Below are 15,161 nucleotides of genomic sequence, written 5' to 3' on the forward strand. Positions count from 1 at the left end.
TACTGCTTTCTGCCTCTGTTTTACTTTACACTGTGTGAAACTGACGGATTATATACTAATCACCCTCAGTCTGTCCCAGCTTTTAGGTCTTTTAAACGCGCACCAGTTAAAAATAGAACCACTAGGTAAACTACGGCTCCTAAACCGATCAACATCCCTAGCACCGCGCTTCGGTGAGCAAAGCTCCAGCCCAGCCATACTGACATATCTTCCAGTTGCCATAAGATTGCCGCCACCATCGCCGCGCCAGCAATAGATAAACGTATAATAAAGAAGACGGTTCGCTTAGTGATTTGGTATACCTCTGCGATGTGCAGGCCACGATACAGCAGTGCCATATTCACAAATGCCGATAGTGCTGTCGCGATAGCCAAGCCAACGTAGCCATAGAAGTACGCAAAAATTGCATTAAATACCATGTTGGTCACCATCGCAATGATGCCGTATTTCACTGGCGTTTTAGTGTCTTGACGCGAGTAATAACCCGGAGCGAGCACTTTAATCAGCATAAAGTTCAACAAGCCTGAAGCGTAAGCAAAGAGTGACAATGATGCTTGATGTACGTCTTGTGGCGAAAACTCACCTCGCATGAATAACACCATCAACATAGGTTTTGCCAGTACCATCAAACCAAGCATTGCAGGAAGGCCAAGTAAGATCACCATGCGCACCCCCCAGTCCATGGTTTGTGCGAATCCTTCATTTTGTGCGTCAACATGTTTGCGTGATAATGCTGGTAAAATCACCGTTGCAATAGCAATACCAAACAGACCTAACGGGAATTCCAACAAGCGATCTGAATAGTACAACCAACTGATCGAACCGGTTTGCAGAAAGCTGGCAATAAAAGTATCAAACAACAAGTTGATTTGGCTTACCGACACACCGAACAAAGCAGGAATCATTAAGGTTCGGATCTTCACCACGCCCGGATCGCGCCAGCCGCATTTCGGCTTAACCATAACCCCCGCTTTAATAAGGAAAGGGATTTGAAATAAGAACTGAACCAAACCACCAAGGAAAACACCGATGGCAAGACCAATCTCTGGCTGTGGCATCTGCGGCGAGATAAACCATGCTGCCAAAATGATCATCACATTGAGGAAGACAGGAGTAAACGAAGAAACCGCAAACTTACCTAGTGTATTGAGAATGGCTCCCGATAGGGCAACAAAAGTGATGAACCATAAATAAGGAAAGGTAATCTTGAGCATCACGCTAGCAAGTTCGAACTTCTCAGCCGCGGGACCACCATGCATCCAGTCTAGGAACCAACCAAAACCAAACAGTGCAGTCACCACTCCGGAACCTAGAACACCTAAGATGGTAACAATTGAGACTATCACCCCTAATGTACCCGCCGCACGAGCAATGAGCTCCCGAGTTTTATCCATGTCGCCTTGAGCATGGCTTTCCGTTAAAACAGGTACAAACGCTTGGGAAAAAGCACCTTCAGCAAACAAACGTCGTAAAAAATTAGGAATTTTATTGGCGAAGAAAAATACGTCTGCGCTTGCTCCTGCCCCCATTAAATTTGCCACTACAACATCACGAACTAGGCCAAGAACGCGGGAAATAAATGTCATAGCACTGACGATCATGCCAGACTTGAGTAGTCGTTTACTCACTGTAACCTCGGAATATCACCATAAGACAGCTAACCCTATACTGTTTCTCTGACAGGTGCTGTAAATAGACGTCAAAAATCTATCCGCGGGTTGTAAGGAATAAGTGTGCCTTTCGCGGATAATTATTAGCATTGGTATAAAAATGCTGTTAGAATCCCCGCCATCTTAACCGCGATAACCTCTCTTACCAAAATTTGTTTTGGCTTAGATCGGTTTTTGCACAAATCATTTGACATTTAAGCGCAAATGAGGGATATTCCTCGCCCTTAAATTGTCACAGAACTAAGTTTTTGGGAGTTAGACCCTTGGCAAATAGTAAATCTGCTAAGAAGCGCGCTATCCAAGCTGAGAAACGTCGTCAGCACAATGCTAGCCGTCGCTCAATGATGCGTACTTACATGAAGAAAACTGTTGCTGCTATCGAAGCAGGCGACAAAGAAGCTGCAACTGCTGCATTCGCTGTAGTTACACCTATCCTAGACCGCATGGCAACTAAAGGCCTTATTCACAAGAATAAAGCAGCTCGCCATAAGTCTCGTTTCGCTGCACAAATCAAAGCTCTTTAATAGAGTCCTGATTTTACAGCGAAGAAAAAACCGACCTTGTGTCGGTTTTTTTATATCTACAAAATTTTCTTAATAAAAAAAGCTGGCAATGCCAGCTTTTCTTTTTCTGAATGTCCCATTTAAAGACATCAGCTTATTCATTACCCATATAACGCTCAAACTAGAAAGCACTATTAAAACACTTGAGAACAAAGCAAATTGGTCGATGAGTAGTACCCTATCATCAAAAGTTTAACGCCACTCTCAAATATTCCAACAAGTTAGATTCACACTCTAAGATGAGCAGTATATTAGGACTATTTAATTAATGTTGAGCACTCTCAGCACAATAAAGACTATGCAGTGTTTTTATTAACGCTTTCACTTCATCACTCTTTAATGTGTAGTACACCGTTTGTGCTTCTTTCCTTGTCGTGACTAACTCATCACGGCGAAGCCAAGCAAGATGCTGAGATAATGCCGACTGGCTTAGCTCTAACTTTGCACACAGCTCTCCCACGGACAGCTCTTGGTTATGCAGCATACAAAGGATTTGTAGGCGTCTCTCGTTTGCCATCGCTTTGAGCAACACGACGGCTTTTGCGGAGTTCTGCTCCATTTCTTGTAGATTCATGTGTTGGACCTCTAGCTACAACTTACTTATTCCAACCCTGGCCAGCTTGTTGTGTTGCACTGATTTATATATCTAAGAAAATCAAGATACACTCCCAGAGTCTTCATTATTAGAACCTCTAATTTAGTTGTTAGTGATACACCAATATTATCCACCAAGGATTTTAATTGGTGCGCCATCAATAATTAATAGTTTTGCTCACTAAAACAAGTATCTTGCTTACTTAGATATTATTTAGAATTATATTTTTATTGATAGTAATCTATTTATTTACGCAACGATACGGGTTTACTCAAACATTTGACTGAAATCAGCATCACAAACATTTTTTACCGCGGGGTGTTGGATCATTCGTTCCGCAAAAATCACGTAGTACTCTTCTTTTAGCCCATCGACATGGCCAATTAGCTGTAAATTTCGGTCGTCTTCAATCTCCGACATGTATACGGTCGGTGCCAAGAAAATCACATCGTCGTGGTACCGAGCAAAAGCTTTCATCAACGCAACATCATCAAACTCCCCCAGCACATTGGCTTGAAGGCCTTGACGATCAAACCATTGAATAACTTTACGCCCCATAGCCGTTCGGCTCGCGGGAATCAGAAGTTTTTTTTGTTCCAAGATCTCAGGAAATCGCACATTTTCAATTTCAGAAGAAGCAAAAAAGCTCATGCTACTTTCACCTAACTTTTTGCTATAAAGGCCAGGACTTTGAGTAGAATCAACGGGACAATCTGAAAGGATCATATCTAGCTTGTGCTGAGAAAGGCGTTCAAGTAGCAGTTCGTGGGTTGATTCATAACAGCGTAAATGAATACTGTTATCTTCCGGGACGGTCGTCATCAGTACTTTACTGACCAAGCGTTTAGATAATGCATCGGCTACACCAACTTCAAATAGAATGTTCGAGTGCTGGCTGTAATTGACGATATCTAACATCTCATAGCTCAAACCGAACATCCGGTCGGCGTACTTAAACACAAGCTGACCTAACTCAGTGGGCTCAACTGTACGACCATTGCGCTTGGTTAACTTTCCTTTCATGCGCTCTTCAAGCGCTTTAATCTGTCCTGTCACGGTTTGCGGTGTCAGGAAGAGCGCGTCAGCCGCCTTAGTTACAGAGCCCTGTTTGCACACCATCCAGAAATAATAGAGATGGTTGTAGTTTAGATGTGACATGATCGAGTCCCGAAAAGAAAGTGATACTTTTTATACCAAATGTGACAGAGACAAACAATAAACTCGACAAAACCATACAATACCTTACAAAAGCATAAGTTTTACCGAAAGTATAAAGTCAACACTGTCATAAAAGTTGAACTGAGGCGCATTTTCTCTACAAAAAAAACGCAAAAACCAAACAAAACGAAATCAAAATTTAACCATTAAAATCAACAAGTTAAAATTTAATTTTCTTCCTCTTTTACGCCATTATCAAAAAGAACAATAAAAATCTCTCACAGCAAGAAATCTGTAATATTACTGAAATATTTATTCTCTAACATCGCCCGCAGATTCAACTACAGACCGAAAAATGAACTGAAAGGTCAACGGAGAAAATTATGATGAACCAAGCTACTTCAACAGTGGCACCAATTTCGAGCACAGCTCGTTGGTTACGCTGGGCTAACTTGGCATTCATGTTATATCTGCTTCTTCTAGCAGTATCTATGGTTGGTAGTGGCTTTAAATGGGCAACTGGCGATCAAGCTAAGGTGCTATTTGAATTTGCCGCACACCCAGTTGCAGGTCTAATGATCGGCTTGGTGGCAACAGCCTTAATTCAGTCTTCAAGTACTGTAACGTCTATTATTGTAGGCTTGGTTGCAGGTGGCTTACCTGTAGAAACCGCTATCCCTATGGTGATGGGTGCTAACATTGGTACCACAGTGACCAATACGCTTGTGTCTCTTGGCCACGTGCGCTGTAAAGAAGAGTTCAAACGTGCATTTGCAAGTGCAACCATTCACGACTTCTTCAACTTGCTTGCTGTCGCTATTTTCCTTCCGTTGGAAATGATGTTCGGCATTTTAGAGAAAGTTTCTCACTGGCTTGTTTCTCCACTGCTTGCTACTGGTGATATGAGCATTAAAGGCTTCAACTTTATTAAACCAATTACAAAGCCAGTCGTAGGCGCAATTAAAGAGCCACTTTCTACCTTCGGTGATACTGTTGGCGGCGTCATGCTTATTGCTTTGGGTATTGCGACTATCTTCGTTGCAATCACAGTGATGGGTAAATTAATGAAGAGCCTAATGGTTGGTCGTGCACGTGAAATTTTGAAAAACGCCATCGGTCGTGGTCCTATTCACGGCATCGTATCAGGCTCAATCGTGACCGTTCTAGTACAATCTTCCTCAACCACGACAAGTTTAATGGTTCCGTTGGTTGGTACTGGCGTGTTGAAAGTACGAGATATCTACCCTTTCACTCTGGGTGCTAACATTGGTACTTGTATTACGGCACTACTAGCAGCGACAGCGGTATCTGGAGAGTTCGCAGTATTCGCACTACAAATCGCTCTAGTCCACTTAGTATTTAACATCATGGCGACGCTGTTTATCTTTGGAATTCCATTCCTACGTGAGATTCCGGTTAAAGGCGCTGAGATGATTTCTGAAATGGCTATTAAGAATAAAGCAGTTGTTGGTGGTTACCTAATGTCAGTATTCGTTATTCTACCAGGTGCAATTCTAGCCCTAACAACGTAACAACAACGACATACCATCGCTTATTGTTTAGGCTCCACATCGTGGAGCCTTTTTTATGATAATTAAACTGTTCAAATCGATTGTCCGGTGATAATTTGAGCCACATCAGCATGCTTATGCTGAGCTATCTCATTTGGAGTCGACAACATGACGCAGCTTAATGACGCTATTTCTGATCAGCTACTCGCAATAGACGAAAACCTAACCCAACTGGTTGCTGATATTGATATCCTCAGTAGCGTGAATCCTCTTAATTATGCTCAAGAAAGAGAACGTTTCATTAAAAACAAATATTCTCAAGAGCCTAATTTTCAATATTCAATTACTAACGTAGATACCCACAGCGCAAAGCGACGTCTATATGAGCTACCTCTAGAAAACATTCAAGACACCCAACTGCAGAGGCTGTACGCGGATGTAATTCAGTCTTATGCAGATAAACTGGATCAAGTGAATACCATAGGTACGCAAGAGTTTCTTTATAACTCCTTACGCTATTATGGGGAACCGAGCGCCAAAGATATTGCCAACGCCCATTTCATATTGCACCTTCCTACAGAAGAAGAAAAAGAACCTCAGCACGATAGCCGTGCAATAGCACGTTTCATGCAAAATTTTGCTCAACGCAATGGGTATGAATGTGAAATACAGGTGTTGGACGGGATGTTAGCAAACGCACTAGTTTCAGGGTCTCGAGTCAAAATTAACCACGCGGCGTACATCACCACTGATGAGCTGGAGGCTCTTGCACATCATGAAATGGGAGTACATCTCCTGACTACGCTTAACGGTCGTCAACAACCGCTAAAAGTCCTGAGCTTAGGTTGTCCTGCCAATACCAACACTCAAGAAGGGCTGGCTATATTATGTGAGTATCTGTCAGGACATTTCAGTATCAAACGCCTAAGAACCTTAGCCTTACGAGTTCTGGCAGTAGAGTCGATGATCAAGGATCGCGATTTCCGCCATACGTTCATGCTATTAAAAGAACAGTATAAAGCTTCTGATCTTCAAGCATTTACAACGACTGCCCGAGTCTATCGAGGTGGAGGTTTAACGAAGGATTACTTGTATCTTAGAGGATTCCGAGAGGTGCTCAATGCCTATGATAAATTGGGCGATGACTTTTCACTATTGTTGTGCGGGAAAACTGAGCTGAAGTACTTTGAGCTTATCCGTTCATTAGTGAGTAAAGAAATATTCACTCAACCTAAGTTTATTAGCCCGGCACTATCCACACCGATGCAGACCAGCCCAATTCACCGTTATATTGTCAGTGCACTAAAATAATACCTTCTAAGTACAAAAAAGAAAAAAGCTCCATTCGGAGCTTTTTCTATATCTTGAAGAACGATACTCGTTACACTGAGAATGGGTAACGAATAGGATCGTGATGCTCGTACCCTTCAACCCAAAAGTCATCCAGTGTGACCCATGTTTCCAAATCTTCTAGAGATTTAACCTCTGGGTTGATATGGAACGTCGGCGCTTTTAATGGCTCACGCTTCAACTGAACATCGCGCATCAGTTCAAGCTGGTCTTCATAAATGTGAGCATTCACAATCTTATGAAATGCCTGACCAGGTTTCTTGCCCGTAATTTGCGCCATAATCGCCAAGAATACGTAAACTTGAACCATATTGAAGTTTAAGCCAAGCGGTACATCACACGAACGCTGAGTACTATTCAGGTAAAGCGTATCATCCAGCAATGAAAAATGGTGACTGTACATACAAGGACGCAAGCACCCCATGTGGAACTCACCCGGGTTGTAGAAGTTCAAGATTTCACCGCGATCATCAACACCACGCGTTAAGTCATCCACTATCTTACGTAGCTGGTCAACATGACCACCATCAGGTTTCGCCCAGGCGCGCCCTTGAACTCCATAGACACGGCCCATGTCGTCTTCGCCTTTACGGTATGGGTTATTCAACCAGGCATCATTTAGGTTGGCATTGGCATCCCAGGTTTTCGTGCCCAGCTTACGAAAATCTTCCGCATTATCGTAACCACGAATGTACCCTAGTAGCTCTGCAACGGCTGCTTTCCAAAAACTTTTACGTGTGGTGACCAACGGAAATTGATTGTTCGCAACATCGTAGGTTAAATCCGCGTTGATTACGGTCAGGCAGCGCTTGCCTGTACGCTCATTTTCAACCCAAACACCTTGGTCAACGATGCGTTGACACAAATCTAAATACTGTTTCACACCAATACCTTACTTCGTCTTTTGTGGTAATTCGTCTTTGTAATGACCACGTTTGTATGCCCAAACCATCATGAGGACACCGATAACCACCATTGGCAGGGATAAAATCTGTCCCATGGAAATAAAGCCACCGAATAAACCCAAATGAGCGTCTGGTTCGCGCACGTATTCTACTAGGAAACGGAAGGTTCCGTAACCCGCAAGAAAGAGTCCTGAAACAGAACCTAGAGGACGAGGTTTCTTGATGAACCAATTCAAAATGAAGAAAAGGACGATACCTTCAAGCGCCATTTCATAAAGCTGCGATGGATGACGTGGCAGTGGACCGCCATTTGGGAAAACGATCGCCCAAGGCACATCCGTTACTCGGCCCCACAACTCGCTGTTCATGAAGTTACCTAAACGCCCCATACCCAAACCAAATGGCACAAGCGGCGCGATAAAGTCAGCAACACCGAAGAAAGTTCGCCCGTTTTTGTGTGCATACCAGAACATCGCAGTAATCACACCCAGTAAGCCCCCGTGGAAAGACATACCACCGGTCCACACTTTAAATAGATACAAAGGGTCAGCCAGGAAGAGCTCAAAATTGTAGAAAAGCACGTAGCCTACACGGCCACCAATCACCACGCCAAGGAAGCCTGCGAACAACAAATCAGAAACCTGCTCTCGTGTCCAACCACTTCCAGGCTTATCTGCACGTCGGTTCGCTAACCATAGAGCAAACATAAAGCCCACAAGGTACATCAAACCGTACCAACGAACCGAAACAGGACCAATAGAGATTAAAACCGGATCAATATTGGGAAATTCAATATATCCCTGAGACATAAATCATTCTCTTCTTATCACAACAAAATAAATATACCCAAGTAACCTCTAGATGCTTGGTTCAGCGAGAATGACTTGGGTACAAACTTAGAGCAGCATGGTCGCTGCAACAAACATTAAGAACACCGCGAATATCTTTTTTAATACCGCAGTTGGAAGGTTAGTTGCCAGCTTCGCACCCACTTTTGTTGTGAGCATCGAGGCCATAGCAATCGCTAATAAAGCGGGAAGATAAACATAACCAATACTGTATGAAGGTAAGCCTTCGACTTTATAGCCATGTAAGATGAAGCCGATCATACCAGAAATAGCAATCACGCAACCACAAACGGAGGATGAACCCACCGCTTTACGCATCTCTATCCCGTGTTTATTTAGAAATGGTACCGACAGTGAGCCACCACCAATACCAGCAAGGCTTGATACGACACCAATTCCCGTGCCGTAAACTACAGTCACAGGGCTGCTCGGCATAGGTTTACTGCTCGTAACTTTAATGGAACGAAACATTTGTACTGACAGGCAAAGAACAATGACACCAAACACTTTCGGCAAATAGTGTGTAGGGATCCACTCAGCAATATTGGCACCAACAAAGCCACCAATGACCACACCAGGCATCAACCATTTTACGACAAACATATCGACATTGCCGAGCTTAAGGTGATTCATCGCCGATGAGCCAGACGTGACAATAATACTCGCTAACGAAGTGGCTAAGGCCATGTGCATACTCATTTCTGGAGAGATCCCAGCAAGAGGAAGCAAATACAACAAGGCAGGAACAACAATCAAACCACCACCGATACCGAGTAACCCCGCCATCACACCCACAAAAGCGCCTAGCGCCAACAATAACAAAAATAAAGAGACGGTCACGATTTCCTACTTTTTACCTGCACGGATAAAGCCCGCAAAGCCCTGTTGAATGAAGAAGTCATGCATCATTTGATGAATGTCCTCCCCATAGGACTTTGTCATTGCTTGCTCCGCTAATTTTTCTAATTCTTCTTGTTGACTATGACGAATCAAATATTTCACCTTAGCCACGTTGGAGGTGTTCATACTCAAACTGGTATACCCTAACCCAAGTAAGAGAAGAGCGCCAAATGGATCACCCGCTAGCTCACCACAAATACACACGGGCACCTGATATTTATCACACACCTCATGGATTTGCTTAAGCGCTAACAGTACCGCAGGATGCATAGATTCATAGACATCCGCTACGCGCGAATTGTTCCTATCTACCGCTAATAAATACTGAGTTAAATCGTTGGTCCCGACAGAAACAAAATCAACACGGTGAGCAATCGTTGGCAACAGATACACCATCGATGGTACTTCAATCATGACCCCAATTTGTGGGAATTGAATTCTATCATCAAGCAAAACGGCTTCGCTGTGAGCTTGATTAATCAAGCTAATGGCATCGTCTAGCTCTTTTACCCCTGACACCATTGGCAATAAGATACTTAAGTTTCCGCTTTCTGCACTCGCTCTTAACATTGCACGCAGCTGGATCAAGAAAATGTCTGGATGATCCAATGTAAAACGAATGCCACGCCAGCCTAGAAACGGATTATCTTCTTCAATGGGCAAATACGGCAAAGGTTTGTCACCACCAATATCCAAAGTACGCATCACTACTCGTTGATTCGGATAGCTGTTAAGTATTGCTTGGTATTGATGATACTGCTCATCTTCCGAAGGAAAGTGATGCTGAAGTAAAAATGCAATCTCAGTTCGGTACAACCCAACACCATCAACACCTGTGTTGATGGCAATATTACTGTCTGCACTGAGTCCCGCATTCAGCATAATTTCGATATGGTGATTATCTTGCGTAACCGCAGGGAGTGCGAGGTCCTTGTTTACCATGGCAAACAGTTCAGACTCTTCGCTTACTAAGCTGCGATACTCTCGCAACAACTGGCGGTTTGGCTCTAAGAAGATCTCACCCGTATAGCCGTCGACTATCCCGAGTTTGCCATTCACCACATCCGGATTAATGTTGGCGCCCATGACTGCAGGGACCCCAAGAGCTCGAGATAAAATGGCAGCGTGAGAGTTTGCGCCTCCCTCTAATGATACGACAGCTAACAAAAACTCTTTAGGTACAGAAGCGAGCAAGGTGGCAGTGAGTTCATTCGCCACCAAAATAATGGGACGATCAATTGCAGAATTTTCTTGCTCGCTGTTGTGCAGAAAATAGAGCAGCCTTTGCCCTAACTCTCGGATATCTTGCGCTCTTTCACGCATGTATACATCCGACATTCTGGCAAATCGATTCGAGTATGACTCTACAACTTGGCGTAACGCCCAGTCTGCCCTATCTCCTTTTTCAATCTGCTTCTTCAAATCACCGCGAAGCATCGGATCATTCAGTAAGTGAGTAAACAGATCGAAGATCGCCAGCGCATCTTTGTTGATTTCACTGTCCAGCTTTTTCCGCATACGGCGAAAGTCATTTAACGCTCGCTCTATGGCCACCAGTAGTGTCTCGTGCTCGCGTTCCTTATCTAACGTGGACGAAGGGAAAACATCCGATAAACTCGGCTGGGTATTGTCGAACCAAAACTCTCCAATCGCGACACCAGTAGACGCAGGCAAACCTTTTAATACCGTGGGTTTAGATGCTAACTGCCAATGCCCAAGATTCTGCGCATGTGCAATGAGCACCGCTAACTGAGCGGATAAAGTAACAAGAAACGATTCTTCCATTTCACTAAACAAGCGCGGCGTTTTTTGTTGGATCACCAACACACCTAAAACTTGTTTACGATGAATGATTGGAGTAGCTAAAAAAGAGTGGTAAATCTGTTCGCCGAGTTGAGGAAAGAATTTGAACTCGGGGTGTTTTGAGGCTTCGGCAAGGTTAAGGGGTTCAGCGCTTCGTTTTACCAACCCAACCAAGCCTTCATTGAAGTTGATATGAATACTATCACCTTCAAAAATAAGGCCTTGAGTTGCCATTAACTCAAGGCGCTGCATTTCTTCATTAGCAAGATAGATAGTACAGCACTCAGTACTAAGGGCAGCACAAGTCTCTTTCACCAATATATCGAGTGCCAGATGCACATCATCGACCCTGGAGACTTTCTCAACTATTTCCCTTAGCTGACTGAGCATGATTATCCTCTACGTTGCTTTTTTCTTTTCCCTTTCGCTTTTCTCTCTCGAAAAGGCATGGCTAAGGATGCAAATTCTTTCATCGCTCGTCGATAAACATCTCGCTTGAAAGAAACAACTTGCCTAACTGGATACCAGTAACTTACCCAGCGCCAACCATCAAATTCAGGGGATTTTCCGCGTTGCATATTAATGCGAGACTCATCGCATTCTAATCTCAGCAGAAACCATTTCTGTTTTTGGCCGATACAAACAGGCTTGGAGTCCCAACGCACCAATCGCTTTGGTAGCTTATATCTTAACCAATGACGACTTGTTGCAATGATCTTAACGTCTTTTTTCGTTAAACCGACTTCTTCGTATAACTCCCTGAACATGGCTTGTTCAGGGGTTTCACCTTCGTCAATCCCACCTTGTGGAAATTGCCATGAGTGTTGCCCGTATCGTTTAGCCCAGAAGACCTGACCATGGTTATTACATATCACAATACCAACATTAAGTCGGTAACCATCGCCATCTATCACTGGCTAACCTCTATGAATAAATTTTTTATTACCGTGATTTTTCCACATATCCCCATTACTAGCAAACTTACTGATGTGATATGAGCAAGATTTATTACCTTTTCAGCATTTTTGGATATCTTTTAATCAAACCATACCTTATCAACACAAGAGTGAGACATTGCCCACATTTATTCACCTTTTCTGTGAATAACTTTGTGAAGAATTCAATTCAAATGAGTAATTCAGTTCAATCCCATCAAATGAAAAACAAATGAATAAACAAAAAAACAAACATAAAACATTGATAAAAAAGTATTTATTTTTAAAAATAACGATAATTCGATCTTCAATTTCTTGATGATCTTTTCACCAAACTCAGATCGGTCAAAGATCCACCAACAGGCTATTTATCCACACTTACCTGCTATTCGTTTAGATGATTACAACAAAATCAACCCCAAAAATGCATTTTAACCCCTGTTTATTCATACAGACCCCGTCAGGATCTTATCAATACCTCCTCCACCTGTGGATAAGTTATGAATTGATCGTTCTTACACCGCCTCGGTGAAATCTTAAACAGTAGATTTGGTCGGAGTTTGATAAACTATATTTTTTGTAATACCACCTTGTAACTATGAAACCAGAACCACAAACAGAAGCAGAGCTATTGGAACGAGCGCATGATATGGCAGGACTCAGTTTTGCTGAGTTGGCCGCCGAGGCGAATATGATTGTTCCTGAAAACTTAAAACGTGATAAAGGTTGGGTGGGTCAATTACTCGAATGGCACTTGGGCGCTCCAGCTGGCAGTAAACCTCAACAAGATTTCGCAAAACTAGGGATCGAGTTGAAGAGTATTCCGATCAGTTATTCTGGCAAACCTTTAGAAACAACCTTTGTTTCTGTGGCTCCCCTCACTGGTGTTCATGGTCTTACATGGGAAACAAGTCATGTTCGAAACAAGCTATCTCGTGTGCTTTGGGTACCCGTAGAAGGAGAACGAGAAATCCCACTCGCTGAAAGACGTGTGGGCAGTCCACTCATTTGGTCACCAGATGAAGAAGAAGAGCGGATTTTGCGAAATGACTGGGAAGAGTTAATGGAGATGATCGTCTTGGGAAGATTTGATCAAATTTCCGCCAGACACGGGGAAGCGCTGCATCTTCGCCCTAAAGCCGCAAATGCAAAAGCGCTCACCGAAGCATACAACTCAAATGGTAAGCCGATGAAAACTCTGCCCCGAGGCTTTTACCTTAGAACACAGTTTACTGAACAGATCTTACTCAAGCACTACATTAACACTCAACCAGAATAAAACCATATCAGCTATTTAGTGCGTCACGAGCGATAACTCAATATCGCAGTACGAGGCTGCCTCTTCAGTGCCACATTCGTCATACGCATTGCGCAGCCTTAAATACGCTTTATCGACCCCTAGCCTCAATAGTTCTTCTTTTACTAAGTCTAGAGAGCCAAAATGTATCGGGTCTTCACCGTCTTTAATCGGCTCAAGTTGATGCTTGTACTCCACAGCTAAAAGATAGTCAGAGACATCAGAACACCCAATCACAAATACTTTGGGAGTTTTATAAGTATCTTTATGTGGACCATGTAGCCACATGTCCAATTGATGCTTCTGCATAACATACCTCCTTCACACGATTATTTAAGTGTAGTTAGGCTAACTGTAGCTTTCGAGTTTGCTCTCCCTTTATACGTAAATCATTTGCGATTGCGGCTAAAAATCCCCTATATTGGAATCACTTATTTAGTCGGTAACTCTTCAAGGACGTGATATGCAATACACAAAACTACCGCACTCATCACTTGAGATCAGTAAAATCTGCCTCGGCACTATGACGTTTGGCGAGCAAAACACAGAAAAGGACGCCTTTGAACAGCTCGACTTTGCCCTAGATCATGGGGTGAACTTCATCGATACCGCAGAGATGTACCCTGTACCGCCAAGACCGGAAACACAAGGGCTTACCGAGCAATACATCGGTAATTGGTTAGCAAAAAGCGGCAAAAGAGAAAAAGTAGTACTGGCAACAAAAGTGGCAGGCCCTCGCAATGTTCCTCACATTAGAGACAACATGAGCCTTAATCGTCGCCACATCCATACAGCGATTGATGACAGCCTTAATCGTCTACAAACCGATTATGTCGATTTGTACCAACTACATTGGCCGCAGCGTCAAACCAACTGCTTTGGTCAACTCAACTACCCATACCCTGACAAACAAGAAGAAGTCACGTTAATTGAAACGTTGGAAGCGCTTACTGAATTAGTGAATGCAGGTAAAGTGCGCTATATCGGCGTATCCAACGAGACGCCGTGGGGTGTGATGTCGCTACTGCGTTTGGCAGAAAAACACGATTTGCCAAGAATTGTCTCCATTCAAAACCCATATAACTTATTGAACCGCAGCTTCGAAGTTGGCTTGTCTGAAATCAGCCATTACGAAGGCGTTCAGTTACTTGCCTACTCTCCTTTGGCATTTGGCTGCCTGAGTGGTAAATACCTAAACGGGGCAAAACCTGAAGGTGCTCGATGCACTAAGTGGGAGCGTTTTGCGCGCTACTTCACTACGCAAGGTGTTAAAGCGACCGAAGCTTACGTCAATTTAGCTCAAGAGCATGGTCTAAACCCTGCACAAATGGCGCTCGCGTTTGTCAATCAGCGTCCATTTGTTGCTTCTAACATTATCGGAGCAACAAACCTAGACCAATTAAAAGCCAATATCGACAGTATTGATTTGCAACTTAGCGACGAACTACTTACTGAAATTCAAGCAATAGGTACAACTTACTCGAATCCTTGCCCTTAACAGTAAAGCTCCCTTCAAACGAAAACAGCTGATCTTCAAGATCAGCTGTTTATCCAATGAAGTCATACTTCATATAAAAAGTTAAGCGTGTTGAATGACTCGTTAGCAACTCAGTCAGTCCAACACGC

The 15,161-nt window shown here is 43.3% G+C and carries 14 protein-coding genes; 5 read left to right on the forward strand and 9 right to left on the reverse strand.

Annotation, left to right across the window (positions count from 1 at the left end; all coding sequences use genetic code 11):
• Positions 1-65 precede the first annotated feature (65 nt).
• The gene (gene murJ, locus L3V37_RS14300) at positions 66-1,628 is read right to left on the reverse strand and encodes a murein biosynthesis integral membrane protein MurJ (protein ID WP_237306503.1); all 1,563 of its coding nucleotides are present in this window, start codon (positions 1,626-1,628) and stop codon (positions 66-68) included.
• Positions 1,629-1,933: 305 nt separating this feature from the next.
• On the opposite strand from murJ, the gene rpsT reads away from it, so the two are divergent.
• The gene (gene rpsT, locus L3V37_RS14305; protein ID WP_005381938.1) at positions 1,934-2,194 is read left to right on the forward strand and encodes a 30S ribosomal protein S20; all 261 of its coding nucleotides are present in this window, start codon (positions 1,934-1,936) and stop codon (positions 2,192-2,194) included.
• Between the two features lie 304 nt (positions 2,195-2,498).
• Here the strand turns inward: rpsT and L3V37_RS14310 are convergent, their stop codons facing one another.
• The gene (locus L3V37_RS14310; protein WP_005381940.1) at positions 2,499-2,807 is read right to left on the reverse strand and encodes a metalloregulator ArsR/SmtB family transcription factor; all 309 of its coding nucleotides are present in this window, start codon (positions 2,805-2,807) and stop codon (positions 2,499-2,501) included.
• A 288-nt stretch (positions 2,808-3,095) separates the two neighbouring features.
• Positions 3,096-3,986 carry a transcriptional activator NhaR gene (gene nhaR / locus L3V37_RS14315; protein WP_005385959.1) on the reverse strand — a complete coding sequence of 297 codons (891 nt, stop codon included), beginning with the start codon at positions 3,984-3,986 and terminating at the stop codon, positions 3,096-3,098.
• Positions 3,987-4,372: 386 nt separating this feature from the next.
• Between nhaR and L3V37_RS14320 the strand changes: the two genes are divergently transcribed.
• Together L3V37_RS14320 and L3V37_RS14325 are read left to right on the forward strand one after the other, a co-directional pair.
• Positions 4,373-5,518 (forward strand): Na/Pi symporter, encoded by a 1,146-nt coding sequence (locus tag L3V37_RS14320; protein WP_025768431.1) that lies wholly within the window; start codon positions 4,373-4,375, stop codon positions 5,516-5,518.
• Positions 5,519-5,665: 147 nt separating this feature from the next.
• Positions 5,666-6,808, forward strand: coding sequence for a flavohemoglobin expression-modulating QEGLA motif protein (locus tag L3V37_RS14325; protein ID WP_062730733.1), 1,143 nt, complete (start codon positions 5,666-5,668; stop codon positions 6,806-6,808).
• A 70-nt stretch (positions 6,809-6,878) separates the two neighbouring features.
• Here L3V37_RS14325 and L3V37_RS14330 read toward each other — a convergent pair whose 3' ends face one another.
• The 5 genes from L3V37_RS14330 to rppH all read right to left on the reverse strand — a co-directional run bounded on the left by L3V37_RS14330 (position 6,879) and on the right by rppH (position 12,217).
• Entirely contained in the window at positions 6,879-7,730 is an 852-nt protein-coding gene (locus tag L3V37_RS14330; RefSeq protein WP_130544983.1) for a thymidylate synthase, read from the reverse strand.
• Positions 7,731-7,739: 9 nt separating this feature from the next.
• Entirely contained in the window at positions 7,740-8,561 is an 822-nt protein-coding gene (gene lgt, locus L3V37_RS14335) for a prolipoprotein diacylglyceryl transferase (RefSeq protein ID WP_005381948.1), read from the reverse strand.
• An 87-nt stretch (positions 8,562-8,648) separates the two neighbouring features.
• Positions 8,649-9,440, reverse strand: a complete 792-nt coding sequence (locus L3V37_RS14340; protein WP_005385965.1) for a sulfite exporter TauE/SafE family protein — start codon at positions 9,438-9,440, stop codon at positions 8,649-8,651.
• 6 nt (positions 9,441-9,446) lie between these two features.
• Positions 9,447-11,693 carry a phosphoenolpyruvate--protein phosphotransferase gene (gene ptsP, locus L3V37_RS14345; RefSeq protein WP_005385966.1) on the reverse strand — a complete coding sequence of 749 codons (2,247 nt, stop codon included), beginning with the start codon at positions 11,691-11,693 and terminating at the stop codon, positions 9,447-9,449.
• 2 nt (positions 11,694-11,695) lie between these two features.
• A complete protein-coding gene (gene rppH / locus L3V37_RS14350) occupies positions 11,696-12,217 on the reverse strand; it encodes an RNA pyrophosphohydrolase (protein ID WP_005381953.1) in 522 nt (173 codons plus the stop codon).
• 619 nt (positions 12,218-12,836) lie between these two features.
• Here rppH and mutH point away from each other — a divergent pair.
• A complete protein-coding gene (gene mutH / locus L3V37_RS14355; RefSeq protein WP_017821501.1) occupies positions 12,837-13,517 on the forward strand; it encodes a DNA mismatch repair endonuclease MutH in 681 nt (226 codons plus the stop codon).
• Between the two features lie 15 nt (positions 13,518-13,532).
• On the opposite strand, the gene L3V37_RS14360 is transcribed toward mutH, so the two are convergent.
• Positions 13,533-13,844 carry a DUF6482 family protein gene (locus L3V37_RS14360; protein WP_005381772.1) on the reverse strand — a complete coding sequence of 104 codons (312 nt, stop codon included), beginning with the start codon at positions 13,842-13,844 and terminating at the stop codon, positions 13,533-13,535.
• A gap of 154 nt (positions 13,845-13,998) precedes the next feature.
• Between L3V37_RS14360 and L3V37_RS14365 the strand changes: the two genes are divergently transcribed.
• Positions 13,999-15,033 carry an NADP(H)-dependent aldo-keto reductase gene (locus L3V37_RS14365; RefSeq protein WP_130544984.1) on the forward strand — a complete coding sequence of 345 codons (1,035 nt, stop codon included), beginning with the start codon at positions 13,999-14,001 and terminating at the stop codon, positions 15,031-15,033.
• The last annotated feature ends 128 nt before the right edge of the window (positions 15,034-15,161 follow it).

It is taken from the genome of Vibrio sp. D54 (assembly GCF_021728075.1).
Classification (GTDB): Bacteria; Pseudomonadota; Gammaproteobacteria; order Enterobacterales; family Vibrionaceae; genus Vibrio; species Vibrio alginolyticus.